The following is a 25146-nucleotide window of genomic DNA, read 5'->3' as shown; positions in this document are numbered from 1 at the left end:
CGGCGGCTTCCGGACCTCCCGGAAGACCCTCAATTACGACCTCAGCGCTCGGGCGGGTAGGCTGGCCCCTTGTAGGTCGTATGGGCCCATGGCGCCCAGCACCGAGTGATGAGAAGTGAGCGAGGGTAGTCGTGGGCTCTGTTATCAAGAAGCGGCGCAAGCGGATGGCTAAGAAGAAGCACCGCAAGCTGCTCAAGCGCACGCGCGTTCAGCGTCGCAACAAGAAGTAAGCGACGCCGTAGAGCGTGTTTCTGTGGCCCCCCACCGCATCCGGTGGGGGGCCACAGGCGTTTGTCATGCCGTCTGGATACCGCCACTTCGGGCGGCGGGCGGTCATCACAGCGCAACACCGACCCGCTAAGTTGGCCGACATGGGGAACGCGGCAGCCGACAGGGCTCGTCGACGGCTGGAAGGAAGGCGCTGATCTTGGGGAAGGTCGTGCTCGTGACCGGGGTGGCCCGCAGGCTCGGGGGCCGGTTCGTACGACGGATCCAGCGTGACCCACAGGTGGACCGGGTCATCGCCGTGGACGCGGTCCCGCCCGAGCACCATCTCGGGGGCGCCGACTTCATCCAGGCCGACATACGGCAGCCCGGCATCGCGCGGGTCCTGGCCGAGACGGGCGCCGACACCGTCGTACACCTCGATGTGACGGCGATGGCGCTGGGCAGTGGCAGCCGGACCACGGTCAAGGAGACCAACGTCATCGGCACGATGCAGCTGCTCGGTGCCTGTCAGAAGTCGCCGACGGTGAAGCGGCTGGTGGTGAAGTCCAGTACGAACGTCTACGGGTCGGCGCCCCGGGATCCGGCCGTGTTCACCGAGACGACCCCGCCCAAGTCGCTGCCCAGCGGCGGCTTCGCCAAGGACACGGTGGAGGTCGAGGGGTACGTGCGCGGGTTCGCGCGGCGGCGGCCGGATGTGGCGGTGTGCGTGCTGCGGTTCGCCAACATCCTCGGGCCGACCTCGGACACCCCGCTGACCTCGTACTTCTCGTTGCCGGTGCTGCCGACGGTGTTCGGTTACGACCCGCGGCTGCAGTTCGTGCACGAGGACGACGTGATCGAGGTGCTGCGGATCGGCTCGCATGAGCCGGCGCGGGGCACGCTCAACAGCGGGACCTTCAACATCGCCGGGGACGGCGTCCTGTTGCTGTCCCAGTGCTCGCGGCGGCTGGGGCGGCCGACGGTGCCGTTGCTGCTGCCGGCGGTCACCTGGGCCGGATCGCTGGTGCGTACGCTGGGCATGACGGACTTCTCGCCCGAGCAGATCCGGCTGTTGACCCACGGCCGGGTCGTGGCGACGGACCAGATGCGCGAGACGCTCGGGTTCCGGCCGAAGTACACGACGGCGGAGACCTTCGCGGACTTCGCGCGCAGCCAGGGTCCCGGACTCCTGCCCCCGGAGGCCCTCGCGGGGGCCGTCGACCGGCTCGCCGCGCTGCCCGCCCTGGGCGGCGGCCAACCCCCGACGCAGAGCGCCAACTGAGGAGCGCATCAACGATGGCTGATGCCAAGGTCATTCCGTTCGACGACGACCGGTCCCGCTCGGGTGCCGTATCGCGGCCGGCGCGGCGTCGGAGCGCGGGGAGCCGGCGCGGCAAGACCGCGGAACCCGCGCTGGTCCACGAGGTACAGCCCCTGCCCAGCAGGGCGCCGGCGCAGGATGATGTTCCTGTGACGCATGAGGAACAGCCGCCCGAGGGACCCCAGGACGTCGGCGATCTGGAGCGCCGGATCGCGAGCGGACTGTCCTTCCTGCGCCGCCGGCTCACCGGCGACTACGAGGTCGACGACTTCGGTTACGACGAGGAGCTGACCGACCAGGTCCTGATGCCGGCGTTGCGCCCGGTGTACGAGAAATACTTCCGGGTCGAGGTCAAGGGCATCGAGAACATCCCGGCCGAGGGCGGGGCGCTGATCGTCGCCAACCACTCCGGGACGATTCCGCTGGACGGCGTGATGATGCAGATCGCCGTCCACGACAACCACCCGGCGAGCCGTCATCTGCGGCTGCTCGCGGCGGACCTGGTCTTCATGCTCCCGGTGGTCAACGAGCTGGCGCGCAAGGCCGGTCACACCCTCGCCTGCGCCGAGGACGCCGAACGGCTGCTGGCCCGCGGTGAGTTGGTCGGTGTGATGCCGGAGGGCTTCAAGGGCATCGGCAAGCCGTTCGGCGAGCGCTACAAACTCCAGCGCTTCGGGCGCGGCGGCTTCGTCTCGACGGCCCTGCGTCAGGGCACCCCGATCGTCCCGTGCTCGATCGTGGGTGCGGAGGAGATCTACCCGATGATCGGCAACTCCAAGACCCTCGCCCGGGTCCTGGGCTTCCCCTACTTCCCGATCACGCCGACCTTCCCCTGGCTGGGCCCGCTGGGCGCGATCCCGCTCCCCACGAAGTGGACGATCCAGTTCGGCGAACCGATCCCCACGGACGGCTACCCGCCGGAGGCGGCGGAGGACCCGATGCTGATGTTCAACCTGACGGACCAGGTACGGGAACAGATCCAGCACACGCTGTACAAGTTGCTCGTACAGCGGCGGTCGGTTTTCTTCTGAGCCACTGGCTTTCGGATACGTCGATGGGGGCGCCCTTCTGAGAAGGGCGCCCCCATCGAGCTGTTGAGCCGTGGAGCTAGTTGGCGTTTTCGCCGTCGATTCCCAGGCCGGGGAGGAGGCCGGGGAGGAGGGGCGGGATCGTCACGTCCGGGGCTGTGCCGGTGGACTTGGACGGGGACGGGGAAGCGCTGCTCGTGGAGCCCGGTGGGTCGAGGAGGCCGCCCGTGTTGCCGCCGAGCAGGCCGTCGTCGCCGGTCTCGGCCGACTTGCTGGGGGTGGACGAGTGGCTGCCCTCGGAGGTGCCGGTGCCCGTGCTCGGCTTCGTCGAGCGGTCGGTGCCGGACGACGTGCCCCCGGACCCCGTACCGGAGCTCTGGCGGTTGCCGCCGCTGCTGGTGCTGCCCTTGGCCGGGGGCTTGGGGAGCAGGGACTGCAGCGGGGCGACCTCTTCGTCTATGGCGTCGAAGACCGAGGACACCTCGTCGCTGACGTCGCCGAGCTGGACCGGCAGGCGGTCGCGGAGGGCGCCCCAGGCCTCGCGGTGCGAGCGCGAGAAGGCGTCGAGGGCCTGGATGGGGCCCAGTTTGTCCGGGTCGCGCTCGTACGCCTCGTGCAGCAGTCGGTGGCCCTCGGCCGCGTCGTGCCGCATGCCCGACAGGGCACGTCGGATCTCGCCCAGCGACTCGTGGTCCAGGGGGCCACCGCGGTCGCGCTCCATCAGCCGACGGGCCTCGCTCAGCCGGTTGGAGGCCTGGTCGAGATAGGCGACTCCACGCTCGTCGTCCCCCTCGGAGAGGTAGTTGAGCTTGAAGTCCTCGATGCCTCGCTTGAGGCCGTAGAGCGAGTCACCGGGCAGCGCGTCCGAGCTGGCAGCGGCGACTCCGCCGAACGCGCTCGCCGCGACACCGACACTGAGCCCGCCGGCGGCGAGCCCCTTGGTGAGTCGCGATCTCGGCCGCAGTTTTCCCAGCGGGCTCGCCCGGTGCGCGCCCCGGGCCCGGTGGGAACGCTGCTCCGGTACCGATGGGTCCGTCGCCGCGCCTCCCGCGCCCTCCTGGAGCATGGCCTCGAACGCGGCCACCAGCTGAGCCCGCTGGACGACCTTCACCTCGGGGTCCAGCATCGGCCTCGGCAGGTCGCCGAGACACTCCGTGAGGGCCATCAGGCGGCCCTGTTCGGTCTGTTCCGCAGCAGCCGGAGCCGGGGCCGGTCCTTCGGACTGCTCGGCCGCAGGGTCCCTGTCGGACTGCTCCTCCAGGGCCTGGGCGAAGGCGTTCGCCCGCCGGTGCGCCGATACGTTCGCGATCACTGGCGGCACCTCCTCTCGTCATGACGGTCGACTCCCCTGGGATCCGGACGGTTGCCCATCTCGATCGCTTCCACACGATCGAGTGATCGGGCTTTGGCCCGGACGTGACCACAGGGAGCCTGCATCCCGCACAACGAGCGGCGTGGCACTTGGGTTACGGACGACGGATGATCGGATCGGGAAGTCAACGGACTTTCACTGAACGTGAGTTGGGTGTGGCGGAGAGTGGCGCACTCAGCGTGCGTCGTCCGGCAGGAGCCGGGCGAGCGTGCGCACCGCCCGGTACTGGAGGGTCTTGATCGCGCCCTCGTTCTTGCCCATGACGCGGGCGGTCTCGGCGACGGACAGCCCCTGGAGGAACCGGAGCGTCACGCACTCCTGCTGCTGAGGGTTGAGCCGTCGCACCGCGTCGAGCAGGGCGGCATTGGAGAGGGACTCCAGGACGGAGTCCTCGGGGGAGCGCGCGACCTCGTTGGCGTCGAGCATCTCGCCGGTCGTGACCTCAAGTCGGAAACGGCTGGACTTGAAGTGGTCGGCGACCAGGTTGCGGGCGATGGTCACCAGCCATGCGCCGAAGTCGCGGCCCTGCCAGGTGAAGGTCCCGATGCGCCGCAGGGCGCGCAGGAACGTCTCACTGGTGAGGTCCTCGGCGGTGGCCTTTCCGCCCACCCGGTAATAGATGTACCGGTACACGGTGTCGCTGTACTGGTCGTAGAGGCGCCCGAAGGCGTCGGCCTCGCCGGCCTGGGCGCGCTCGACGAGGTCCATCATGCGGGCGCTGTCACTGTCCGCGGCCGGGCGGCGCGCGGTGGTGGCGCCGGTGGTCCGCCCTCGTCTTCCGACGGCGGCGGTGCCGTCGGCCAGTGCGTAGCACGGGCCGACGGGGGTGGTGGCTACGGCAAGGGCGGGGACGGCGTACGCGGTGGGGACGAAGCCGCGCAACAGGTCTTGGACCGTTGCGCGCAGCGTAGCCAGGCCCGAGGCGTCAACCCCGACGTGTGGGTACACGGGACTCCCAGAGGCAGAGCTTCCATCACGTGCAGTGCGGGACCGTTCACCCGTCGTAGCGACGGAGGGGTACCGGTTTGCGTCTGAGGAGAATAACGCTTCGTGCAGGCACTGCTACACCCAGTTGCTCAAATCATCGATTACGTCGCTTCTGTAACCGATTGACGCACGATCAAGTACCGCAGAGTGACCGGTTGTTGATCGAATGCGTTCATATTCAGTCAGGGAACGGGGCGTGTTGTGGCCGTGTGCAGCCAACGTGACTGGACAGCGGGTTACGCGGGTAAGACCCGGGGATTGGCTGCGTTTGCCCTGCTACCGGCGTCGGCGGCTCAATGCGATCGCCGCCGCCGTGCCGCCCGCCACCGCACCGACGCCGGCCGCCGCCGGGATGCCGACCTTCGCCGCCCTGCGGGCCGTGCGGTAGTCGCGCAGCCGCCAGTCCAGCTTGCGGGCGTGCTTGCGCAGCTTGCTGTCCGGGTTGATGGCGTAGGGGTGGCCGACCAGAGAGAGCATCGGGATGTCGTTGTGCGAGTCGCTGTAGGCGGCGCAGCGGGACAGGTCCAGGCCCTCCGCCGCCGCGAGCGCCCTGACCGCCTCCGCCTTCGCGGGGCCGTGCAGCGGTTCGCCGACCAGCTTGCCCGTATAGACACCGTCTACCGATTCGGCGACCGTGCCGAGAGCGCCGGTCAGGCCGAGGCGGCGGGCGATCACCGTGGCGATCTCCACCGGGGCCGCCGTGACCAGCCACACCTTCTGGCCCGCGTCCAGGTGGGCCTGGGCGAGCGCGCGGGTGCCGGGCCAGATGCGCTCGGCCATGTACTCGTCGTAGATCTCCTCGCCGATCGACTGCAGCTCGGCGACGCGGTGGCCCTTGACGATCGACAGGGCCGAGTCGCGGGCGTCCTGCATGTGCTCGGGGTCCTCGGAGCCCGCCAGCCTGAACCAGGCCTGCTGCCAGGCGAACCTGGCGAGGTCGCGGGTCTCGAAGAACTTCCGCTTGTACAGGCCCCGGCCGAAGTGGAAGATCGACGCGCCCTGCATGACGGTGTTGTCGAGGTCGAAGAAGGCGGCGGCCTTGTCGTCGCCGAGCACCGGGAACTCCGGCTCCTCCACCGCGAGATCGGCGTCGGTGGCGTCTTCAGCGTGCTGGGCTTCCTGCGAGGACTTGCGGGCTGCCTCCGCCGAGGCCTCGCCTGCCAACACGCTGCGTGCCGTGGCGGAGCGCCTACGGGGAGTGAGCCATCCGAGAGCGGCCATGGCGTGAGCATAGCCAGTTTGTTCGGTGGCTTCGGAGTCGAGAGGTTTGCTGGCTGTGAACTCTCCGCGACCGGTCCGTTAAAGAGGGGTCACAATGGCCGACATGAGTCCCCTCTTCCGGCGCAAGGCCGATCCCGGCGACCGTTTCGTCACGCTTGTCCGCAAGCCGGGCTGTCATCTGTGTGATGACGCACAGGTGGTGGTCGAGAAGGTCTGCGGCGAACTCGGCGTGCCGTGGGAGGCGAAGAGCATCGAGGCCGATCCGGAGCTGCACGACCGGTACTGGGAGCAGATTCCGGTGGTCCTGATCGACGGCGCGCAGCACACGTTCTGGCGTGTGAACGAGGAACGTTTGCGCAAGGCACTGACCGAGTAGTCCAAAGGCCCCGCGAAGTCGCTTAGGATCGACGGCGAACGGGTCTTGGGGGCGGGATTAGCGAGGAGCGTGTGCTGTTTTGCCTCCAAGAGAGAAGCGCGTGACGCCGGTCACGTTGGCCGGGCAAATCGGACACCATCTTTGTGCACGCGTTCACAAAGACATAGCCTGCTTTCGACGGGGCGGTCTGGGTTCGCGTGACCGCCTACAGCCCCGCTCTACCCGCAGGAGCACCGTGGCAACTGGCCGAACTCACCGACCGGCGACCCGAAGCCGAGGGATTCCCGAGGCCACCGTCGCCAGGCTTCCGCTGTACCTCCGAGCGCTGACCGCACTGTCGGAGCGCTCGGTACCCACGGTCTCCTCCGAGGAGCTGGCGGCCGCCGCGGGGGTCAACTCCGCGAAGCTGCGCAAGGATTTCTCCTACCTGGGCTCCTACGGAACGCGCGGTGTCGGCTACGACGTCGAGTATCTCGTCTACCAGATCTCCCGTGAACTGGGCCTCACCCAGGACTGGCCGGTAGTGATCGTCGGCATCGGAAATCTCGGTGCCGCGCTCGCCAACTACGGCGGGTTCGCCTCCCGCGGGTTCCGGGTCGCCGCGCTGATCGACGCCGATCCGGCGATGGCCGGCAAGCCCGTCGCGGGCATCCCGGTGCAGCACGCGGACGAGCTGGAGAAGATCGTCGAGGACAACGGCGTGTCCATCGGGGTGATCGCCACCCCCGCCGGTGCCGCCCAGCCGGTGTGCGACCGGCTCGTGGCCGCCGGGGTCACCTCCATCCTGAACTTCGCGCCGACCGTGCTGACCGTCCCGGACGGCGTCGACGTGCGCAAGGTCGACCTCTCCATCGAGCTGCAGATCCTCGCCTTCCACGAGCAGCGCAAGGCCGGCGAGGAACGCGCGGCCCAGGAGGCCGGACCGGTCGCCGCCACCCGCGGCAAGCAGTCCGCGAAGCAGGGGCCCGACGGGGACGTCCCCGCCGTGATGCCGGCATGAGTCTCCTCGTCGTCGGGCTGAGCCATCGCAGCGCGCCGGTCAGCGTCCTGGAGCGGGCCACGCTGCACGCCGACGCGCAGATCAAGCTGCTGCAGGACACCGTCGCCGCCGAGCCGGCCACCGAGGCCGCGGTCCTCGCGACCTGCAACCGCATCGAGCTGTACGCCGACGTCGACAAGTTCCACGCGGGGGTCGCCGAGCTGTCCACGCTGCTGGCCCAGCACAGCGGGGTCGGCCTGGAGGAGCTCACTCCTTATCTCTACGTGCACTACGAGGACCGGGCCGTCCACCATCTGTTCTCGGTGGCCTGCGGCCTGGACTCGATGGTCGTCGGCGAGGGCCAGATCCTCGGCCAGATGAAGGACTCGCTGGCCAAGGCGCAGGACCTGCACACCGCGGGCCGGCTGCTCAACGACCTCTTCCAGCAGGCCCTGCGGGTCGGCAAGCGCGCCCACTCCGAGACCGGCATCGACCGCGCCGGCCAGTCCCTGGTCACCTTCGGCCTGGAGCAACTGGCCGCCGGCGGTGACGGCGGCTCGGTCGGCGAATGGGCCCGCGGCAAACGGGCCCTGGTGATCGGCGCGGGCTCGATGTCCTCCCTGGCCGCGGCGACGCTCGCGCGCGCCGGAGTCGCCGAGATCGTCATCGCCAACCGCACCGCCGAGCGCGCCGAGCGCCTCGCGCAGATCCTCACCGAGGCCCCCGACCTGGACGTGCTGGCCCGCGCGGTACCGATGGACTCGGTGCCGGACGAGCTGACACGTGCCGACGTCACGGTGTCCTGCACGGGCGCGACGGGCCTGGTCCTGGACACCGAGACGGTGGCCGAGGCGGTGGCGGGTCGCATGGCCGTGCCGGGCGCTGAGCTGCCTTTCAGTGCGGACGAGGTGTCGGGCGCCGGTGCGCCGGGTGCGACGGACGGTGGATCGTCGGCCGCGGGCCACGCCGCGAGTACCGGATCCGGGGGTACGACCGTGTCGGCCGGGCCCGCCGCGAGTGGCCCGTCGGTCACGTCCCCCACGACCGGCCTGCCAGGCGCGCCCGCCGAGTCCGGCCCGTCGGGCGTCTCCGGCTCGACCCACCGCGTGTCCGGTGCCGTCGGCGAGTCCCAACTGCCGGGTGTCTCCGCCGAGTTCGGTCCGTCGGCCGGTGACGCCGGGACCGGCCTGTCGGGTGGATCCGGTGAGGCCGGTTCCGCCGGTGCCTTCGCCGCCTCCGGACTTCCGCCCACCAGCCTCGGTGCCGAGGACGGGTGTCCGCTCGATCTTTCCGGTGCGCCGGTTGATCTTCCCGCCGTGCCGGCCACCGCCGGGTTCTCCGTGCTCGGGGAAGCCGCCGTCGTAGGGATGGCCGCCGCCGAGTTGGAGCAGCACGCCGCCTGGGTGGACAACGCGCCTCGGCCGCAGACGAGTTCCGGTCCGCAGGGGCTCTCGCTCGACCCCGCCCAGGACGCCGACGCCATCGCGGCGCTCGCGGCCACGGCGGCGCTGGTCGGGCGGATCCCTGAACGTCGTAAGCCCGAACCGGTCGTCGAGCCGCCGCGGCCCGCGCCCGTGCTCTTTCTGCTCGACCTCGCGATGCCCCGTGACATCGACGCGGGCGCGCACCGGCTGGCCGGGGTGCGACTGGTCGACATCGAGTCGCTCGCCGAGGCCTCCGCGGACGCGCCGATGGCGGCCGACGTCGACCAGGTGCGGCGGATCGTTTCGGACGAGGTCGAGGCGTTCGGCGCCGCGCTGCGGGCCGCGCACATCACGCCGACCGTGGTCGCGCTGCGCACCATGGCCGCCGACGTGGTCGCGAGCGAGGTCGCCCGGCTCGAAGGGCGGCTGCCCGGGCTCGACGAGCGGCACCGCGCCGAGATCAACCAGACCGTGAAACGGGTCGTCGACAAGCTGCTGCACGCGCCCACCGTGCGGGTCAAGCAGCTCGCGGCCGAGCCCGGCGGCGCCGGGTACGCGGACGCGCTGCGCACCCTGTTCGACCTCGACCAGGAGACGGTGGCCTCCGTCTCCCGGGCCGAGCGCGCCGACGAAGGCGCCGACGACGACCCCCAGTACAGCAAGAACCGAGGGCCAGCATGACTGACAAGGCACTGAGGCTCGGGACCAGGCGAAGCAGACTCGCCCTGGCCCAGTCCGGGCAGGTTGCGGACGCCGTGAGCCAGGTGACCGGACGGCCCGTCGAACTCGTGGAGATCACGACCTACGGCGACACCTCCCGCGAGCACCTCGCGCAGATCGGCGGCACGGGAGTCTTCGTGACCGCCCTGCGGGACGCGCTGCTGCGCGGCGAGATCGACTTCGCCGTTCATTCGCTCAAGGACCTGCCGACCGCGCAGCCCGCGGACCTGGTCCTGGCCGCCGTACCCGAGCGCGAGGACCCGCGTGACGTGCTCGTCGCCCGGGACGCGCTGAAGTTCACCGACCTGCCCCGCGGGGCCCGCATCGGCACCGGTTCGCCGCGTCGCATGGCGCAGCTGAACGCGTACGCGCGCAGCCATGGACTGGACATCGACACCGTGCCGATCCGCGGGAACGTGGACACGCGGATCCGATACGTGCACGACGGCGAACTCGACGCCGTCGTACTGGCCGCCGCCGGGCTCACCCGGATCGGCCGCATCGACGAGGTGACCGACTTCCTCTCGATAGACACGGTTTTGCCCGCTCCCGGCCAGGGAGCACTGGCGATCGAGTGTGCCGCGGACAACGCGGACCTCGTCGCGACGCTCGGCGAGCTCGACGACCCGTTCACCCGGGTCGCCGTGACGGCCGAGCGGTCACTGCTCGCCGCCCTGGAGGCCGGCTGCAGCGCACCCGTGGGTGCGTTGGCCGACCTTCTGGCCGACGGGCAGATTGTCAAGGAAATGCGCCTGCGCGGGATAGTCGGCACGACCGACGGTTCGCGTACGGTGCAGCTGTCCACCACCGGTCCCGTGCCCGAGACGCACGACCAAGCACTGGCGCTGGGTCGCGAACTCGCCGCCGAGATGCTTGCCCAGGGCGCGGCCGGTCTCATGGGGGAGCAAGCCAAGTGAGCCCCACCACTCTTCCCGCCGGTCCGGAACACGGGCACGTCACCTTCCTTGGTGCCGGACCCGGGGATCCGGGACTGCTGACTCTGCGCGCCGTAGAGGCGCTGACGCACGCGGACGTCCTGGTGGCCGAGCACGAAGTGCTGGCCGTGGTACGCACGCACGCCAGGCAAGGCGTGGCCGAAGTGCACACGGACGGGGGTCCTTCGTCGGACCCGTCGCCGGGCACGGGCACGCCTCAGCTCACGGTTGTTGACAGTGCGTCAACAACCGCTGGGGTCCCCGCGGTACGGGATGCCGCACATCTTGTCATGGAGGCCGCACGGGGCGGCAGGCGGGTCGTACGTGCGGTGTCCGGGGACCCCGGACTTGATACGTACGCCGCCTCCGAAATGCTCGCCTGCGCCGCGGCCGGTGTTCCGTTCGAGGTCGTGCCGGGTGTCGCGACGGCCGTCGGCGTACCCGCGTACGCCGGTGTCCCGCTGCGCGACGCCGAGGGCGCGGACGTCCGGTTCGTGGACGCCCGCAGCGCCTCCGACCGGTGCTGGACGGAGGTGGGTGCCTCCGACGGGACCGTGGTCGTGTCGACGACGCTCGACTCCGTCGGCGCCGCGGCCGGCGAACTGGTGTCCGCAGGCCGTAAGCCGGACACCCCGATGACGGTCACGATCGCCGGTACGACCACCCGGCAGCGGACCTGGTCCGCGACCCTCGGGACGATCGCGCAGACGCTGAAGCAGGCCAAGGCGCTGCCCTCGCCCGAAGGCGGGCGGCCGGTGATAGCCGTGGTCGGTGAGCGGTCCGCCGCCGCGCAGCGCGACCAGTTGTCGTGGTTCGAGTCCAAGCCGATGTTCGGCTGGAAGGTGCTCGTGCCGCGGACGAAGGAGCAGGCGGCTTCGCTCTCCGACCAGTTGAGGTCGTACGGGGCCGTGCCGTACGAGGTGCCGACGATCGCCGTCGAGCCGCCGCGGACGCCGCAGCAGATGGAGCGGGCCGTGAAGGGGCTCGTCACCGGGCGGTACGAGTGGATCGCGTTCACGTCGGTCAACGCGGTGAAGGCGGTGCGGGAGAAGTTCGAGGAGTACGGGCTCGATGCCCGGGCCTTCGCGGGGATCAAGGTCGCCGCGGTGGGGGAGCAGACGGCCAAGGCGCTGGTCGCTTTTGGCGTCAAGCCGGATCTGGTGCCCAGTGGGGAGCAGTCCGCTGCCGGGTTGCTCGAGGACTGGCCTCCTTATGACCCGGTCTTCGATCCGATCGACCGTGTTTTCCTGCCGCGTGCCGATATCGCCACCGAGACGCTTGTCGCCGGGCTGATCGAGCTTGGGTGGGAGGTGGATGACGTGACCGCGTATCGCACTGTGCGGGCGTCGCCGCCGCCGGCGGAGACTCGGGAGGCGATCAAGGGGGGTGGCTTCGATGCCGTTCTCTTCACGTCCTCGTCCACTGTGCGGAATCTGGTCGGTATCGCCGGTAAGCCGCACAACGTGACGGTGATCGCCTGTATTGGGCCGGCGACGGCCAAGACTGCCGAGGAGCATGGGCTGCGGGTGGATGTGATGGCTCCTGAGCCGTCCGTGCACAAGCTGGCGGAGGCTCTGGCGGAGTTCGGGTTGCGTCGTCGGGCGGCTGCTTTGGAGGCCGGGGACCCTGTTACCCGGCCCAGTGAGAGGCGGCCCGGGGCCAGGCGTCGTCGGACGACTTGAGGTGAGTGGGGGCGCGCGTCCGTGGGGGCTGCGCCCCCACACCCCCATCGGCCCTCAAGGGGCCTCGTCCTCAAACGCCGGACGGGCTGGATTCTGCGGGCCTGCGCCGAGCAGCGCCGTGCCGCCCCAGCGGCACGACTGCCCGCAGCTGGGGCGGGTGGGGTGGGTGGTGGCGTTGCCCGCAGTTCGGTGCGGATGGCGACTGGGCGTTGGCAAAGGTGCTCCTGAGCCCGGCGTAGCGTAGGAGCTATGACGAAGTACGGCTCTTTTCCCGGTGCCCGTCCTCGGCGGTTGCGTACTACGCCCGTCATGCGTCGGATGGTCGCTGAGACTCGGTTGCATCCTGCGGACTTCATTCTTCCGGCGTTCGTGCGGGAGGGGGTCAGTGAGCCCGTGCCGATCGGGGCCATGCCCGGGGTCGTGCAGCACACTCGGGACAGTCTGAAGAAGGCCGCCGCCGAGGCCGTCGAGGCGGGGATCTCCGGGATCATGCTCTTCGGCGTGCCGGAGGAGAGCAAGAAGGACGCTCTCGGGACCGCGGGGACCGATCCGAACGGGATTCTGCAGGTTGCTCTGCGGGACGTGCGGGCCGAGGTCGGCGACGAGTTGCTCGTGATGTCCGACCTCTGTCTCGATGAGACCACCGATCACGGGCACTGCGGGGTGCTCGATGCCGAAGGGCGCGTCGACAACGACGCCACCCTTGAGCGGTACGCCGAGATGGCTCAGGTGCAGGCCGATGCCGGGGCTCATGTGGTGGGCCCCAGCGGCATGATGGACGGGCAGATCGGGGTCATCCGGGATGCGCTCGACCAGATCGGGCGTGAGGACGTCGCGATCCTCGCCTACACCGTGAAGTACGCCTCCGCCTTCTTCGGGCCCTTCCGGGAAGCCGTCGGGTCGTCCTTGAAGGGTGACCGGAAGACGTATCAGCAGGATCCCGCCAACGTGCGTGACTCGATGCGGGAGTTGGCCCTGGACCTGGAGGAAGGGGCCGACATGGTGATGGTCAAGCCGGCCGGGCCCTACCTCGACATCCTCGCCCGGGTCGCGGACTCCGTGGACGTGCCCGTGGCCGCGTACCAGATCTCCGGTGAGTACTCGATGATCGAGGCCGCCGCCGAGAGGGGCTGGATCGATCGTGACCAGGCCATCCTGGAGGCGCTGACCGGTATCAAGCGGGCCGGGGCGCAGAACATCCTCACGTACTGGGCCACCGAGGTGGCGCGAAAGCTGCGTTGAGCAACGGATCGAGATCGTCCCGGCCTCGAATCGGTGACCGACCGGCAACGGTATGTGCTCGGTTGGGACACGGCGGGAACTCGGTCCGGGGGCCGGTGGATGTCGGGCCGGGGTCGGGGGCGGGGCTGTCGATGGATCTGTCCTGAAATCGGTCAACCAAAGTGGGGGTCGGGCGGGTTGAGCCCCCTGTTCCGTCCCCCCGACGACGCCGATCAACCGAATTGACGTGAAGTCAACGCCCTCCATACCTTCTGCGCCTGGCCTGATCCATTTCGGACGGCACGGACGTCGATCCCAGGGGGACGCAATGAGTTGGTTCATCGAGGCGCTGAAGAAGTACGCGGTGTTCAGCGGGCGTGCGCGCCGCAAGGAGTACTGGAACTTCGCGCTGTTCGTCGGCATCATCTACGTCGTGCTGCTGGTGATCGCCCTCGCCTCCAAGCAGGGAGCGCTTCTCGGCCTCGCGGGTCTCTTCTACCTCGGTGTCCTGATCCCCAGCCTGGCCGTCGCCGTGCGCCGGCTGCACGACACCGGCCGCTCCGGCTGGTGGATCCTGATCGGACTCGTGCCGCTCGCCGGCGCCATCGTCCTGCTGGTCTTCACCGTCTCGGACTCCACCCCGGGCCCCAACCAGTACGGCCCGAACCCGAAGGAAGTCGCTCAGGGGTACGCCGCCGTCTGATCCCCGCTCAGCGCCCAGAGGCCGTCCGGTTCATCGACCGGGCGGCCTCTCGCGTGTGCGGGGCCGGGTCCAGCCCTGTGGAGGACTGCTCGGCCGAGCGGGACTTGGCCGGGCCCTCGTCCCGGATGCCCTCGCCGTCCCGGCAGCCCGTCAGCGTGAGCGCGGTGAACGCGGTGAGCACGAGGGCGGTGGCGGCGAGGCGGTGGGTGCGGTGGGCTCGGACGGACATGGCGGTACGGGCCTCCTGGGTGGTGAGCTCGGGCTTGAACGCCCAGCCGGGGGGAGTCGGCTGGGCGGAACTCCAGACTGCGCGGTGATCGGCCTCCGACGCCATGATCCACGGGCAACTCGGGACGCCCGCACGGCGGGACGTGTGCTGACCTGCGGGGATGTCATGTCCCGGCGATGCGGTACGGGACGCGGGAGACGGCGGGGACCGGCGGGATCCGCCGGGATTCGGTGCTGGGCACCATCAAGTGGCGTGCCGAGTTAGGTTGTTGACCGCTGACCGTCCGTGAACGTGTTGGACAACTGGAGACTCTCATGCCCGGTGACGCCCTCAGCCAGGACCCCGCGGAGCTGAGAAGGAGGATCGACACCACGAAGGCGCACTCGGCCCGCGTCTACGACGTCTTCCTCGGTGGCAAGGACAACTACGAGGTGGACCGCGCCGCCGCGGCCGCCGCGCTCGCCGCCAACCCGCGTGGCTACCTCGACGTACGGCACAACCGCGACTTCCTGCGGCGCGCGGTGACCCACCTGGTCGAGGAGCGGGGCGTACGGCAGTTCCTGGACATCGGCACCGGTCTGCCCACCGGGGAGAACGTCCACCAGATCGCCCAGGGGATCGATCCGGGCGCGCGGGTCGTGTACGTCGACAACGACCCGGTGGTGCTGACGCACGCGCGGGCGCTGCTCACCAGCGGGCCCGAGGGGCGTACGGACTATGTCGACGCCGATCTGCGCGAACCGGCCCTGATCCTCGAACAGGCCGCCAAGACGCTGGACTTCGACCAGCCGATCGCCCTCGTGCTGGTGGCGATCCTGCACTTCATCGAGGCCGAGGAGGCCTACCCGCTGGTGCGGGACCTGGTGGCGGCGCTGCCGGCCGGGAGTCACCTGGTGATCAGCCACCTCACCGACGAGATGCATCCCGAGCCGACGCGGGCGGTCCGACGGACGTACACCGAGCGCGGTTTCACCTTCGTGTTCCGCACCAAGGACGAGGTCGAGCGGTTCTTCACCGAGACGCCCGGCATCACCCTGGAGGAGCCCGGCGTGCTGCCCGTCCACCAGTGGCACCCGAGTCCGGCGCCCGCTCCGCCGGCCGTCGACCCCGTGTTCTTCGAGGGGCTCGACGACATCGAGAAGATCCGCTACCGGGACATCAATGACGTCACGGACGACGACATCAACGTGTACGGAGCGGTGGGCCGGAAAGACTGAGGCGCGGCCGTTGAACCGGGCCGCGGGGCCTCGCGTTCGTACTGGGTGACGCCGAGTGGATGTATTTGATCACGCAAACATATACTCGCGAGGCCATGCGGGCGGCCAGGGGGTTGCACACGCCGTTCCGTAGGGGTTTTGCTGTTTCCGCAGCGATATCGATGTCATCCACCCTTGGAAGGAAGTGCCGTGGCACCGGTGCTCGTTGGACTCGAAGGTCTGCTGGCGGGAGAGCGCATCCCGGTACTCGACACCCGCGTCACTTTCGGGCGCAACTCGGGCAACACCGTGGTCATCTCCAGCCTGAGTGTCTCCCGTTTCCACGCGGAGATCGTCTTCGACCAGGACTCCGGATACGTGCTGCGGGACCTCGGCAGCAGCAACGGCACGCTGGTCAACGGCGAGGAGGTGGAGTCCCGGCTGCTGCAGCCCGGTGACGCGATCACCATCGGCGACCAGGAGTTCCGCTTCGAGGTCGCGGACGCCATGCAGACTCTCATGGCGCTCAACCTGCCCCGGGCCGTGACGCATCCGGAGGAGAACGACGGGTCCGTCCTGCGGGTCACCGTCGTCGGCGGCGGCCCGGTCGGCCTGTCCATGGCCCTCCTGCTCGAACACTTCCTCGGGGCCATGGTCCAGGTCACCGTCTACGAGGGCCGGTGGCGCAAGCAGGGCCGTACCGTCGTGTGGAAGGGCCAGGAGGAGGGCAACGTACGGCGCCAGCAGGTGGTGACCGTGCAGAGCCGGCAGTACCTCGCCTGGCCGCAGGAGGTCCAGGACCGGCTCTTCGTCCCGGACCACTACACCGAGATGTGGCCGTCGGGCCCGGACTCGGTCGGCGACCACCACCCGCGCAACATGCGGATCGCCTACATCGAGGACACGCTGCTCGAACTGGCCAACGAGAAGCGGGACCGCATCCGCCTGATACCCGCCCGGTTCGACCCGGCGGAGCAGCAGGAGGCCCTGGCCACCCAGCACGTGCTCGCGATCTGCGACGGCGGACGCTCGCGCACCCGGGACCACTTCGCCGCCCGGTTCGGCAAGGCCGACGAGTCCATCTACTCCCTCGACGGTGTCCATCTGCGGGACGTCGTCCTCGGTCTGCGCGTGAAGTCGCGCCTGTCCGACCCGATGGCGATCCTGCTCACGGTCGCGCAGAACCGCTTCCTGCTCAACTCGCTGCGCGGCGAGGGCTTCCTCAACATGCGGCTCACGGACACCGAGTTGACCGAGGTCATCGGCATCGACCCGGTCCGCCGGGTCTTCGAGGAGTGCATCGCCTCCCGGCCGTGTCTGATGAACCGCGACGAGCACGGCGACTTCCAGTGCGCCACCCACGGCACGCTGTTCCTGCCCGCCCTGGTCAAGGGGTCGGCCCTGTGGAAGCGCGTGCACGAGGGGCTGCGGCTGTTCGCCGTCGAGGACGGGGACCTGAGCGCGGTCACCAGCTTCCGGCTCGACATGGTGCAACGGCCGCGCTTCTCCGCGGAGTTGCTGCCGCCGACCACCAACACACCGGGCACCTACGGGTTCCTGCTCGGGGACGCGGCCAACTCCATCCACTTCTGGCCCGGCCGCGGCCTCAACAGCGGTCTCGCGTCCGCCATTTCGCTGGCTCGGTCGCTCAACGGCGCCTGGAACGGGAGGCCCTTCCGGGACGCGGACTTCCTGCGGCACGAAGCCGCCATGTCGATGCTCCAGTACCGGCACAAGAGCCGCGCCTGGAAGGCGATGGTCACCACCGACGACCAGGGTGTCACCTGGGCGATCAAGGACATCATCGACCACGGCATCGACGGCATCTCCGAGGAACCGGACCGCGAGGCGGACACGGCGACCCTGCTGGAGCGCATGAGCGCCATCCGCGACCGGCTCGCCCCGCGCCTGCCCGGCATGCCGGACGACGAGGCGATCCTGGAACGGCTGCAGACCCTGGAGTCCAAGACGCTGCGCATGCTCGTCCTCAGCGGCGCCTGGGACACCCTGACCATGGGCGGCGAAGAGGTCGACATCGACATCTTCTACGGCCAGGACTCGTCGGCGGCGGCCGCGGCGGTGGAGGCGCTGGAGCCGGCCGTGCAGTCGTGATCGGGTTCCGGCGGGTGGTTCCGTAGGCTGGGGACATGTCCGACAGCGGCGCCTTCGACCTTGACCGGTACCTCTCGCACATCGGGTGGGAGGGGGAGCGGCGGGCCGACCTGGCGACGCTGCGGGGTGTCCATCTCGCGCACATGCGGGGCATCCCGTTCGAGAACCTGGACGCGCTGCGGCGTACCGCTCCCTCGCTCGAACTGCCCGACCTGACGGCCAAGTTGCTGCACGGCCGGCGCGGTGGCTACTGCTACGAGCAGAACACGCTGCTCGCCGCCGCACTGGAGGCACTGGGCTTCGGAGTGACCCGCCTCACGGCGCGGGTGGTCGTGGGCGCGAGCCGGTTCCAGGACCGGCCGCGCACCCACATGACCTTGCTGGTGGAGGTGCCCGGCGACCCGCAGCCGTACCTCGCCGACGTCGGCTTCGGGGCGATCGGGGCGCTGCTTGAGCCGGTGCAGCTGGCGGTCGGCGTGGAGTCGCACGACGCCGGGCGCCGGCACCGGTTCGTCCACGTGCCGCACCGGGGGCCGCTGGAGCTGTGGGCTCTCCAGGCGTACGTGGTCGATGCCTGGCAGGCGCAGTACGCCTTCACCCTGGAGCCCTTCGAGCACGTCGACTTCGAGGTCATCAACTGGCACATCGCCACGAATCCGCGCTCGCCCTTCACCCAGCGCCTCTTCGTCCAGCGGGTCACCCCCGAGCGCCATCTCCTGCTCCACGGAAGCCTGTTGACCGAGACGCGGGCCGACGGCGAGGTGAGCAAGCGGGAGGTGACGGACGAGGGGGACGCACGGCGGTTGCTGGCGGAGGAGTTCGGGATCGAGGCGCCGGACGGGATGACGCTGCTGAACTGAGCCGACCCGGCTGGTGGCTCAGCTCAGTCCCACCAGAAGTGCCAGGTCGGCCGGTCGATCAGCGACTGGGCGTACGTCTTGAGGTTGCCGGTGTCGTCAATGTCGTCCGGGCAGAAGGCGAAGTGTTCGGCGGCGATCTCCTCGGCCTCTTCGAGGGTCGTGGGCGGAGCCGCCACCGACACGAGGAGCGAGGCGAAGCCGAGGGCGACGAGCCGGATGCCGAAGCGGTCCTCCCAGGAGCGGAGGACGGCACAGAGCCGGGCCGTGTCGCTCTCGTGGTTGGCGGGGCCCATCCAGCCGATGGCCGCCGGGATGTCGGCGCTGCGGCGGGCCGGTACCAGGGCGAGGTGCGGTTCCCCGACCAGGGGCTCGCCGTCGAGCACAGGCTCGCCGTCCGCCAGGGAGTCGGCGATCTCGGCCGCCCGCTCGTCGGGATCGGCGGTCGGGGTGAGTGCCTCGGCGAGGCCGGGCCACTCGTCGCCCTCCTGCGTGTACTCCTCCCAGAGTTCCTCCAGCACCTCGTCGGCGTCGTGGTCTCCGGGGTAGGACATCTCGTCGGGCGCCAACTCCCACTTCTCCGGCCCGCCCTGGCCGCCGCCCAGGTCGAGGACGACCGGGAGCAGACCGGCCGCCGGTGCCGTGCGCCGCAGTGCGGACCAGGTGCCCGGTATCGCCCGCTCGTCCGCGAGCCACAACAGCGGCTCGTGCCACGGCCCTTCGTCGGTCTCGTCGACCAGTCGGCCGGGCGGGAGTTCGAGACCGAGGGACGCGAGCCTCGGCAGCGGGTTGGGAAGTGTCGCCATGCCCCCGACTTTAGAGCCGGCCACTGACAACGGGCCCGGAGATCACCGGACCGCGCAACGGGTTCCGGCAGACCGGCGCGTGAAGGCTCGTGCACCGGTCTGCCGTGTTCCCCCGTTCCCCCGTGACGACCGGACCTGTTCGCCGCGTAGGCAATCCGGTCGCTCTGTCCATGGTCCGTCGGCCGGGCGGGAGTCGCGATGGTTTCGGTTCTGGCCGAATCGTGCGACTGGGCGTCCTGCGGATGCGGGGGCGGTCAGCGCGGGGTGCATCCTGCGGTGAAGGCGGCCCAGGCGGTGGGGGTGAGTTGGAGGGTGGGGCCGGTGTCCGCGGGGTTCTTGGAGTCGCGGATGTGGATGGCGTGGGGGGAGGTGGCGACCTCGACGCAGGCGCCGCCTTCGCTGGTGCTGTAGGACGACTTGAACCACTGAAGTGCGGCGCTCATTGTTCTCCTAGCAGACGGTCCAACAGGCTCCTGGAGTCCTCCACGGTGAGGGCCTGCGTCCGCAGCATCGCATACTTGCGCGCCAGGATGGACACCTGATTTGGGTCGGAGACCCACTGGCTGCCCTGCTGCGACTCGGCGTAGGCGAGGTGCTGGTGGTCGGGCGTCTCCAACAGGATGAACGCACCGGAGTCTCCGGCATGAGACGTGCGATTCAGCGGCAGGATCTGCAAGGACAGGCTGGGGAGTTCGGACTGCTCGCGCAGGAACCGCAGCTGGGCCATGTGAGTTGTGCGTCCTCCGGTCGGCATGAGGAGTGCCGGTTCCCAGATGACGAAGCTCAGTGTTGGCGGGACCTTGCGTTCCAGGATCTCCTGGCGTCCGAGACGGGCCCCGATCTTCAAGTCCAGCTCGTCGGAGTCGTACGGCGGGACGCGACTGCCCAACAGCGCGCGGGCGTAGGCCTGGGTCTGGAGCAGGCCGGGCACGACCAAGGCGTCGTACCAGGACAGAGCGATGGCCTCGCGCTCGTGCTGCACGTACAACTCGGCCCACATCGGGAACTGGTCGATCTCCGGCAGGTTCTCAAGACCGATGACCAACATGCCCTTCGCGTCCAGGATTTCCTCCAGCAGCGCCGCCAGATCCGGTTTCAGCGCCCGCCGCCCCTGCTCGATGGACGCGATCGTCTCCTCGTCGACCCCCAACAGAGCCGCCAACTCACGCTGCGTTAAGCCCGCCGCACGGCGAGCCGCACCCACCTGCGCGCCGAGCATCTTCATCGCCGAGAGGTTCTTCTTCCGTGGCAGTTTCCTGGAGTTCATGCTGGTCAACTCCCCCTGCGTGCTCGTACACGACCTCGCACGAACCCGTACAAAAAATCTGTACGGGTTGACGCAGTGATCCACGCTAGTGACTCTGCGCGACATTCGTCCCGTGAATGCCGCAACCGAACTCCCCTACCAGCGCGACCAGTTCTACGCCCGCCATCGCCGCTCCGTGCCCGCCGCCCGGCACTTCGCGCGCTGGTCCCTGGTCCACTGGGGACTCGCCGCCTGGGCTCGCGCAGACGACCTCGTGCTGTGCGTCAGTGAACTGGCCACCAACGCCGTCCTGCACGGCGCCCCGCCCGGCCGCGGCTTCCTGCTGCGTGTGCGGTACGACGGTGACGTGCTCAGAGTCGAGGTGCACGACAGCGGGACCGGTGTCCCGAGGGTCGCCGACGAGCCGGACGAGGGCGGTCGGGGGCTGTTCCTCGTCGCCGCGCTGTCGGACAAGTGGGGCGTGGGGGAACGGGGACCCGGCAAGGTGGTGTGGTGCGAGTTCGCGTGCGCGGGCTGAGCGGGAGTTCCCCTGCTTGTCTGTCTGCTGCTTGTCTGTCCGCCGCTTGTCTGTCCGCGGGGCTACCTACCGCACCCGTCCGTCCCGATACCGTGGAGGTGCGGATGACCGAGGGGGACGGGAGATGTCATGGCCGACGGGCCCTTGCTCGAACAGCTGCACTTCGGGCGCGAGGATGCCGAACGGGACGTGACGGACGGCCTGTTGCTGCGCGGTGGGTTTCTGCCCAACGCCGCGTACCGAGGCGCGCTCAGTGGGCGCAAGATGCTGATCATCGGGCGCAAGGGGTCCGGCAAGAGCGCCATCTGCATGCAGCTCAAGGCGGACGGCGCCGGCCACTACGCCGGGACCGAACTCATCCCGCCGGACGAGACCGCAGGTGAGGAGATCCGGCGCTTCGAGTTGCAGGGGCTGCCCGGGGACTCGGCGAAGGCGCTGATCTGGCGGTACCTCTTCGCCGTGTACGCGGCACGGCACTTGGTGGCGCACGCCAAGGACGCGCACGGGTACCGGCCCGACTCGGTGAAGACGCTGGCACGCTTCCTGAAGCAGAACGGCGAGTCGGCGGAGGGACGGTTCGGGGACCGGCTCGCGCAGGCGGCAAGGGGGTTGCAGACCTCGCTGTCCCTGGAGGCGTTCGGGTTCAAGGCCGGTCTGGATGTCGGGCAGTCGCCGCTGTCCGAAGGGGCGCAGGCCACGCGGCAGTTGGACGTCGTCGAGCAGGGCGTGGCACAGGCCTTCGCCGACCTCGGCTGCGGTGACCCCGCCGGTGGCGCTCTCGACGACGGCGAGGGGCACGGACCGCTGCTGCTCATGGTCGACCAGCTGGAGCTCGTGTGGTCGGCCGAGACGGACAGCAACTCCATGGTCATCGGGCTGCTGTTGGCGGCCAAGCACGCGGCGAGTCTCTACGGTCCTGCCGTGCGGGTCCTGCTGTTCCTGCGCGCCGACATCTACGACTCGCTGCACTTCGGGGAGGGCGACAAGTTCCGCGGCGACGAACTGCGGATCACCTGGACCGAACAGGCCCTGCGGGACCTGGCGTTGGCCCGGGCGCGGGCGTCCGCCGGGGCGGAGCTGACGGCCGAGGTGCTGTGGGGCGAGCTGTTCCCGGCGGAGGTGGAGGGGGAGGAGACGGCCGCGTATCTCTTCCGCCGCTGTCTGCCGCGTCCGCGGGACGCGATCCAGTTCCTCAACCTCTGCCAGGAGACGGCGTCGTTGATCCATGGCCGGGACCGGATCACGGAGGCGGACGTCGTGCAGGCGGGCCGTCAGTTCTCCGACTGGAAGTTGAAGGACCTGGCGCTGGAGTACCTGGTCGCGCACCCCTTCCTCAAGCATCTGTTTCCGTTGTTCCAGAACACCGGGTACGTGGTGACCCGGGCTGTCCTCGGCAGTCGCTTCGAGGCGGCGGCCGAGTCACTGCACCGGCTGTTCCCCGCGTACGCCGACGCGTTGACGGTCCCCGGTGTCATCGACGTCCTCTACGCGGTGGGCTTTCTCGGGGTGCGGCGCGGCAACGACGTGGTGTTCGCCGGGGGTGACGACCTGCCCGCGCAGTTCCACGAGACGGAGTTCCACGTCCACCCCTGCTTCCGGGCGGCGCTCGGCGCCAACAGCGCGGTCGTCCTACGGCCCTTCGAACTCGGCGCGGCGGTCGGCAGGGTCGTCCAGGGCGGCTACCAAGGCGGCTTCAACGACGGCGGCTTCACCTCCAGACCCACCCGCGACCACCGCCTCGTCGAGGAGCTCCGCCGCTCCTGCCACTCGATCCTCGCCCAGACGAGCAGGGCGGTGAGCCTGGCACAGGGCGCCCGGGACGAGATCACCCAACAGATCAACCGGGTCCTCGACGAGGTCAACGTCCTGCCGACGAACACGGGTTCCGTCTACGACCTGGCAGACCGGGTCCTGCTCACCGCCCACTACTTCGACACGCTCGCCGCGCAGCTGCTGGCGGGCGGCCTGGACGACTCGACGGGGGCGGGGGATGTGGTGCGCCGGGTGCGGGAGGAGGCACGGCGGCTGCGGCGCCAGGCGGCCGGGTCCTATGGCAGCTCGGGTGAGTCGTCGGGTCCCTGAACACCACGCAGGGGGGTTCGGCGGGCAGACCGGGCCGCCCGCCGAACCGGCCCACGGTCAGAGCTTCTCGGGCGTCCTGATGCCCAGCAGGCCCATACCCCGCTGCAGCGTCCGTGCCGTGAGGTCCACCAGGAACAGGCGGTTCTCCACGACCTCCGGGGAGTTGTCGGGCGACAGCACGTGGCACTGGTCGTAGAACGTCGTCAGGACGGACGCCAGTTGGTAGAGGTACGCCGTCAGCTTGTGCGGGGCGTACTCCTTGGCCGCTTCCGCCACGACCTCGCTGAACTGGTCCAGGTGCAGGCCCAACGCCCGCTCCGCGGGGGCCAGTTCCAGTTCCGGGTGGGCCACCGGACGGGCCTCGCCCGCCTTGCGGAGGATGGACTGGATGCGGGCGTACGCGTACTGGAGGTACACGGACGTGTCGCCGCTCAGCGAGACCATCTGGTCCAGGTCGAACTTGTAGTCCCGCACGGCGGACGTCGACAGGTCGGCGTACTTCACCGCGCCGATGCCCACGTACCGGCCGTTGTCGATGATCTCCTGTTCCGTCAGGCCGACCTTTTCCGCCTTGTCCCGGACGACCGCCGTGGCGCGCTGGACCGCCTCGTCCAGCAGGTCCTCCAGCTTCACCGACACGCCCTCACGCGTCTTGAACGGCTTGCCGTCCTTGCCGAGGATCGTGCCGAAGGCCAACTGGTACGCCGACACGTCGTCGTTGAGCCAGCCGGCCCGCCGCGCGGTCTCGAAGACCATCTTGAAGTGCAGGGACTGGCGGACGTCGACCACGTAGAGGAGTGACGTCGCCTTCAGGTTGAAGACCCTGTCCCTGATCGCCGACAGGTCCGTCGCCGCGTAGCCGTAGCCGCCGTCCGACTTGCGCACGATCAGCGGGGTCCGCTTGCCGTCCGGGCCCTTGATGTCGTCGAAGAACACGCACAGCGCGCCGTCCGAGATCTCCGCGACCCCGGACTCCTCAAGGAGCCGGCACGTCTCGTCCAGCATGTCGTTGTAACCCGACTCGCCGACGATGTCCGCGTCCCGGATCTCCATGTCCAGCTTCTCGAAGACGGAGAAGAAGTAGATCTTCGACTCGTCCACGAACTTCTGCCACGCGGCCAGCGTCTTCGGCTCGCCCGCCTGGAGGTCGACCACCCTGCGCCGGGCCCTCGTCTTGAACTCCTCGTCGGAGTCGAAGAGTTTGCGCGCGGCCTTGTAGAGACGGTCGAGGTTCGACATCGCCTCCTCACCGCTGATCTCCGCGTCGCCGTGGTCCAACTCGCCGGGGTGCTCGTCCAGATACTGGATCAGCATGCCGAACTGCGTTCCCCAGTCACCGATGTGGTGCCTGCGCACCACCGACTCGCCGGTGAACTCCAGGAGGTGGACGAGCGCGTCGCCGATCACCGCGGAGCGCAGGTGGCCTACGTGCATCTCCTTCGCCACGTTCGGCTGGGCGTAGTCGATCACGGTGGTGCCGGGGTGCTCCGCCAGGGGCACGCCCAGGCGGGCCTCGTCCGCGTAGCGCGCCGCGAGGTTCTCGGTGATCGCCTGGTCGGTGATCGTGATGTTCAGGAAGCCGGGGCCGGAGACCTCGATGTCCTTGATCACGTCGCCGGCTACCACCTGGGCGACTACCTGCGTCGCCAGCTCCCGGGGGTTGGCCTTGGCCTTCTTCGCCAGGGCGAGGATGCCGTTCGCCTGGAAGTCGGCGCGGTCGCTACGTCGCAGCAGAGGGTCCGCGTCCGCGTCCGCCTCCGGCAGGGTGGCCGAGAGGGCGTTCGCGAGGCGCTGGTGGACGAGATCCGTGAGCGACGTGACCGGGGTCATGGGGTGGGAGCCGTTCTCCTCGTGGGTTTGGTAGACACGGTCAGTATCCCATGGGGGGCGAAGCGGTTTTTTTG

Annotated in this window: 23 protein-coding genes; 15 read left to right on the top strand and 8 right to left on the bottom strand. The window is 69.6% G+C overall.

Annotated features, from left to right (window positions below):
• The first annotated feature begins 131 nt into the window (after window positions 1-131).
• The 3 genes from ACIQI8_RS23855 to ACIQI8_RS23845 all read left to right on the top strand — a co-directional run bounded on the left by ACIQI8_RS23855 (window position 132) and on the right by ACIQI8_RS23845 (window position 2559).
• Window positions 132-230 (top strand): 30S ribosomal protein bS22, encoded by a 99-nt coding sequence (locus ACIQI8_RS23855; RefSeq protein ID WP_003948845.1) that lies wholly within the window; start codon window positions 132-134, stop codon window positions 228-230.
• 197 nt (window positions 231-427) lie between these two features.
• Entirely contained in the window at window positions 428-1489 is a 1062-nt protein-coding gene (locus tag ACIQI8_RS23850) for an NAD-dependent epimerase/dehydratase family protein (RefSeq protein ID WP_402353931.1), read from the top strand.
• 14 nt (window positions 1490-1503) lie between these two features.
• On the top strand, window positions 1504-2559 hold the full coding sequence (locus tag ACIQI8_RS23845; protein ID WP_402353928.1) for a lysophospholipid acyltransferase family protein: 1056 nt from the start codon (window positions 1504-1506) through the stop codon (window positions 2557-2559).
• Between the two features lie 76 nt (window positions 2560-2635).
• Here ACIQI8_RS23845 and ACIQI8_RS23840 read toward each other — a convergent pair whose 3' ends face one another.
• The 3 genes from ACIQI8_RS23840 to ACIQI8_RS23830 all read right to left on the bottom strand — a co-directional run bounded on the left by ACIQI8_RS23840 (window position 2636) and on the right by ACIQI8_RS23830 (window position 6136).
• Window positions 2636-3868 carry a DUF5667 domain-containing protein gene (locus ACIQI8_RS23840; RefSeq protein ID WP_402353925.1) on the bottom strand — a complete coding sequence of 411 codons (1233 nt, stop codon included), beginning with the start codon at window positions 3866-3868 and terminating at the stop codon, window positions 2636-2638.
• A 234-nt stretch (window positions 3869-4102) separates the two neighbouring features.
• Window positions 4103-4876: an ECF subfamily RNA polymerase sigma factor, BldN family gene (locus tag ACIQI8_RS23835; protein WP_402353922.1), complete on the bottom strand. Its 774-nt coding sequence runs from the start codon at window positions 4874-4876 to the stop codon at window positions 4103-4105.
• Between the two features lie 315 nt (window positions 4877-5191).
• Window positions 5192-6136, bottom strand: a complete 945-nt coding sequence (locus tag ACIQI8_RS23830) for an HAD family hydrolase (protein WP_402353919.1) — start codon at window positions 6134-6136, stop codon at window positions 5192-5194.
• 94 nt (window positions 6137-6230) lie between these two features.
• On the opposite strand from ACIQI8_RS23830, the gene ACIQI8_RS23825 reads away from it, so the two are divergent.
• The 7 genes from ACIQI8_RS23825 (at window position 6231) to ACIQI8_RS23795 (ending at window position 14176) form a co-directional block, all read left to right on the top strand.
• Entirely contained in the window at window positions 6231-6512 is a 282-nt protein-coding gene (locus tag ACIQI8_RS23825) for a glutaredoxin family protein (protein ID WP_402353916.1), read from the top strand.
• Window positions 6513-6747: 235 nt separating this feature from the next.
• Window positions 6748-7512 (top strand): redox-sensing transcriptional repressor Rex, encoded by a 765-nt coding sequence (locus ACIQI8_RS23820; protein ID WP_402353913.1) that lies wholly within the window; start codon window positions 6748-6750, stop codon window positions 7510-7512.
• A complete protein-coding gene (locus tag ACIQI8_RS23815; protein WP_402353910.1) occupies window positions 7509-9596 on the top strand; it encodes a glutamyl-tRNA reductase in 2088 nt (695 codons plus the stop codon). The genes ACIQI8_RS23820 and ACIQI8_RS23815 overlap by 4 nt, the downstream gene beginning before the upstream one ends.
• Window positions 9593-10552 (top strand): hydroxymethylbilane synthase, encoded by a 960-nt coding sequence (hemC, locus tag ACIQI8_RS23810; protein WP_402353907.1) that lies wholly within the window; start codon window positions 9593-9595, stop codon window positions 10550-10552. The genes ACIQI8_RS23815 and hemC overlap by 4 nt, the downstream gene beginning before the upstream one ends.
• On the top strand, window positions 10549-12252 hold the full coding sequence (locus ACIQI8_RS23805; protein WP_123998540.1) for a bifunctional uroporphyrinogen-III C-methyltransferase/uroporphyrinogen-III synthase: 1704 nt from the start codon (window positions 10549-10551) through the stop codon (window positions 12250-12252). Before hemC ends, ACIQI8_RS23805 begins: the two co-directional genes overlap by 4 nt.
• A gap of 249 nt (window positions 12253-12501) precedes the next feature.
• A complete protein-coding gene (gene hemB, locus ACIQI8_RS23800) occupies window positions 12502-13494 on the top strand; it encodes a porphobilinogen synthase (RefSeq protein ID WP_402353904.1) in 993 nt (330 codons plus the stop codon).
• Window positions 13495-13801: 307 nt separating this feature from the next.
• Window positions 13802-14176, top strand: coding sequence for a DUF805 domain-containing protein (locus ACIQI8_RS23795; RefSeq protein WP_402353901.1), 375 nt, complete (start codon window positions 13802-13804; stop codon window positions 14174-14176).
• A gap of 7 nt (window positions 14177-14183) precedes the next feature.
• Here the strand turns inward: ACIQI8_RS23795 and ACIQI8_RS23790 are convergent, their stop codons facing one another.
• A complete protein-coding gene (locus ACIQI8_RS23790; RefSeq protein WP_402353898.1) occupies window positions 14184-14510 on the bottom strand; it encodes a hypothetical protein in 327 nt (108 codons plus the stop codon).
• A gap of 209 nt (window positions 14511-14719) precedes the next feature.
• Between ACIQI8_RS23790 and ACIQI8_RS23785 the strand changes: the two genes are divergently transcribed.
• From ACIQI8_RS23785 to ACIQI8_RS23775, 3 genes are all read left to right on the top strand, one after another.
• Window positions 14720-15622 carry an SAM-dependent methyltransferase gene (locus ACIQI8_RS23785; RefSeq protein ID WP_402353895.1) on the top strand — a complete coding sequence of 301 codons (903 nt, stop codon included), beginning with the start codon at window positions 14720-14722 and terminating at the stop codon, window positions 15620-15622.
• A gap of 189 nt (window positions 15623-15811) precedes the next feature.
• A complete protein-coding gene (locus tag ACIQI8_RS23780; RefSeq protein ID WP_402353892.1) occupies window positions 15812-17713 on the top strand; it encodes an FHA domain-containing protein in 1902 nt (633 codons plus the stop codon).
• A gap of 35 nt (window positions 17714-17748) precedes the next feature.
• Window positions 17749-18573 carry an arylamine N-acetyltransferase gene (locus ACIQI8_RS23775; protein WP_402353889.1) on the top strand — a complete coding sequence of 275 codons (825 nt, stop codon included), beginning with the start codon at window positions 17749-17751 and terminating at the stop codon, window positions 18571-18573.
• A gap of 23 nt (window positions 18574-18596) precedes the next feature.
• Here ACIQI8_RS23775 and ACIQI8_RS23770 read toward each other — a convergent pair whose 3' ends face one another.
• The 3 genes from ACIQI8_RS23770 to ACIQI8_RS23760 form a co-directional block, all read right to left on the bottom strand.
• Window positions 18597-19376: a DUF4253 domain-containing protein gene (locus tag ACIQI8_RS23770; RefSeq protein ID WP_402353886.1), complete on the bottom strand. Its 780-nt coding sequence runs from the start codon at window positions 19374-19376 to the stop codon at window positions 18597-18599.
• A gap of 254 nt (window positions 19377-19630) precedes the next feature.
• On the bottom strand, window positions 19631-19819 hold the full coding sequence (locus ACIQI8_RS23765) for a DUF397 domain-containing protein (RefSeq protein ID WP_402353883.1): 189 nt from the start codon (window positions 19817-19819) through the stop codon (window positions 19631-19633).
• The gene (locus tag ACIQI8_RS23760) at window positions 19816-20643 is read right to left on the bottom strand and encodes a Scr1 family TA system antitoxin-like transcriptional regulator (protein WP_402353880.1); all 828 of its coding nucleotides are present in this window, start codon (window positions 20641-20643) and stop codon (window positions 19816-19818) included. The genes ACIQI8_RS23765 and ACIQI8_RS23760 overlap by 4 nt, the downstream gene beginning before the upstream one ends.
• A 112-nt stretch (window positions 20644-20755) precedes the next feature.
• Between ACIQI8_RS23760 and ACIQI8_RS23755 the strand changes: the two genes are divergently transcribed.
• Complete coding sequence (locus ACIQI8_RS23755; protein WP_402353877.1) at window positions 20756-21160, top strand: ATP-binding protein; 405 nt, start codon at window positions 20756-20758, stop codon at window positions 21158-21160.
• A 129-nt stretch (window positions 21161-21289) separates the two neighbouring features.
• Window positions 21290-23242 (top strand): P-loop ATPase, Sll1717 family, encoded by a 1953-nt coding sequence (locus ACIQI8_RS23750; protein ID WP_402353874.1) that lies wholly within the window; start codon window positions 21290-21292, stop codon window positions 23240-23242.
• Window positions 23243-23299: 57 nt separating this feature from the next.
• Here ACIQI8_RS23750 and argS read toward each other — a convergent pair whose 3' ends face one another.
• On the bottom strand, window positions 23300-25072 hold the full coding sequence (gene argS / locus ACIQI8_RS23745) for an arginine--tRNA ligase (protein WP_402353871.1): 1773 nt from the start codon (window positions 25070-25072) through the stop codon (window positions 23300-23302).
• Window positions 25073-25146 lie beyond the last annotated feature (74 nt).

The organism is Streptomyces sp. NPDC092369 (genome assembly GCF_044755245.1).
Classification (GTDB): domain Bacteria; phylum Actinomycetota; class Actinomycetes; order Streptomycetales; family Streptomycetaceae; genus Streptomyces.
Note: the sequence above shows the minus strand (reverse complement) of the source record. Positions and strands in the feature narration are given on the sequence as shown.

Coding starts and splice junctions, on each gene's coding strand:
- ACIQI8_RS23765 (WP_402353883.1), bottom strand. CDS start 19,819: ATGAGCGCCGCACTTCAGTGGTTCAAGTCGTCCTACAGCACCAGCGAA.
- ACIQI8_RS23785 (WP_402353895.1), top strand. CDS start 14,720: ATGCCCGGTGACGCCCTCAGCCAGGACCCCGCGGAGCTGAGAAGGAGG.
- ACIQI8_RS23775 (WP_402353889.1), top strand. CDS start 17,749: ATGTCCGACAGCGGCGCCTTCGACCTTGACCGGTACCTCTCGCACATC.
- ACIQI8_RS23825 (WP_402353916.1), top strand. CDS start 6,231: ATGGCCGACATGAGTCCCCTCTTCCGGCGCAAGGCCGATCCCGGCGAC.
- ACIQI8_RS23845 (WP_402353928.1), top strand. CDS start 1,504: ATGGCTGATGCCAAGGTCATTCCGTTCGACGACGACCGGTCCCGCTCG.
- ACIQI8_RS23750 (WP_402353874.1), top strand. CDS start 21,290: ATGGCCGACGGGCCCTTGCTCGAACAGCTGCACTTCGGGCGCGAGGAT.
- ACIQI8_RS23815 (WP_402353910.1), top strand. CDS start 7,509: ATGAGTCTCCTCGTCGTCGGGCTGAGCCATCGCAGCGCGCCGGTCAGC.
- argS (WP_402353871.1), bottom strand. CDS start 25,072: ATGACCCCGGTCACGTCGCTCACGGATCTCGTCCACCAGCGCCTCGCG.
- ACIQI8_RS23790 (WP_402353898.1), bottom strand. CDS start 14,510: ATGGCGTCGGAGGCCGATCACCGCGCAGTCTGGAGTTCCGCCCAGCCG.
- ACIQI8_RS23770 (WP_402353886.1), bottom strand. CDS start 19,376: ATGGCGACACTTCCCAACCCGCTGCCGAGGCTCGCGTCCCTCGGTCTC.
- ACIQI8_RS23795 (WP_402353901.1), top strand. CDS start 13,802: ATGAGTTGGTTCATCGAGGCGCTGAAGAAGTACGCGGTGTTCAGCGGG.
- hemC (WP_402353907.1), top strand. CDS start 9,593: ATGACTGACAAGGCACTGAGGCTCGGGACCAGGCGAAGCAGACTCGCC.
- ACIQI8_RS23830 (WP_402353919.1), bottom strand. CDS start 6,136: ATGGCCGCTCTCGGATGGCTCACTCCCCGTAGGCGCTCCGCCACGGCA.
- ACIQI8_RS23760 (WP_402353880.1), bottom strand. CDS start 20,643: ATGAACTCCAGGAAACTGCCACGGAAGAAGAACCTCTCGGCGATGAAG.
- hemB (WP_402353904.1), top strand. CDS start 12,502: ATGACGAAGTACGGCTCTTTTCCCGGTGCCCGTCCTCGGCGGTTGCGT.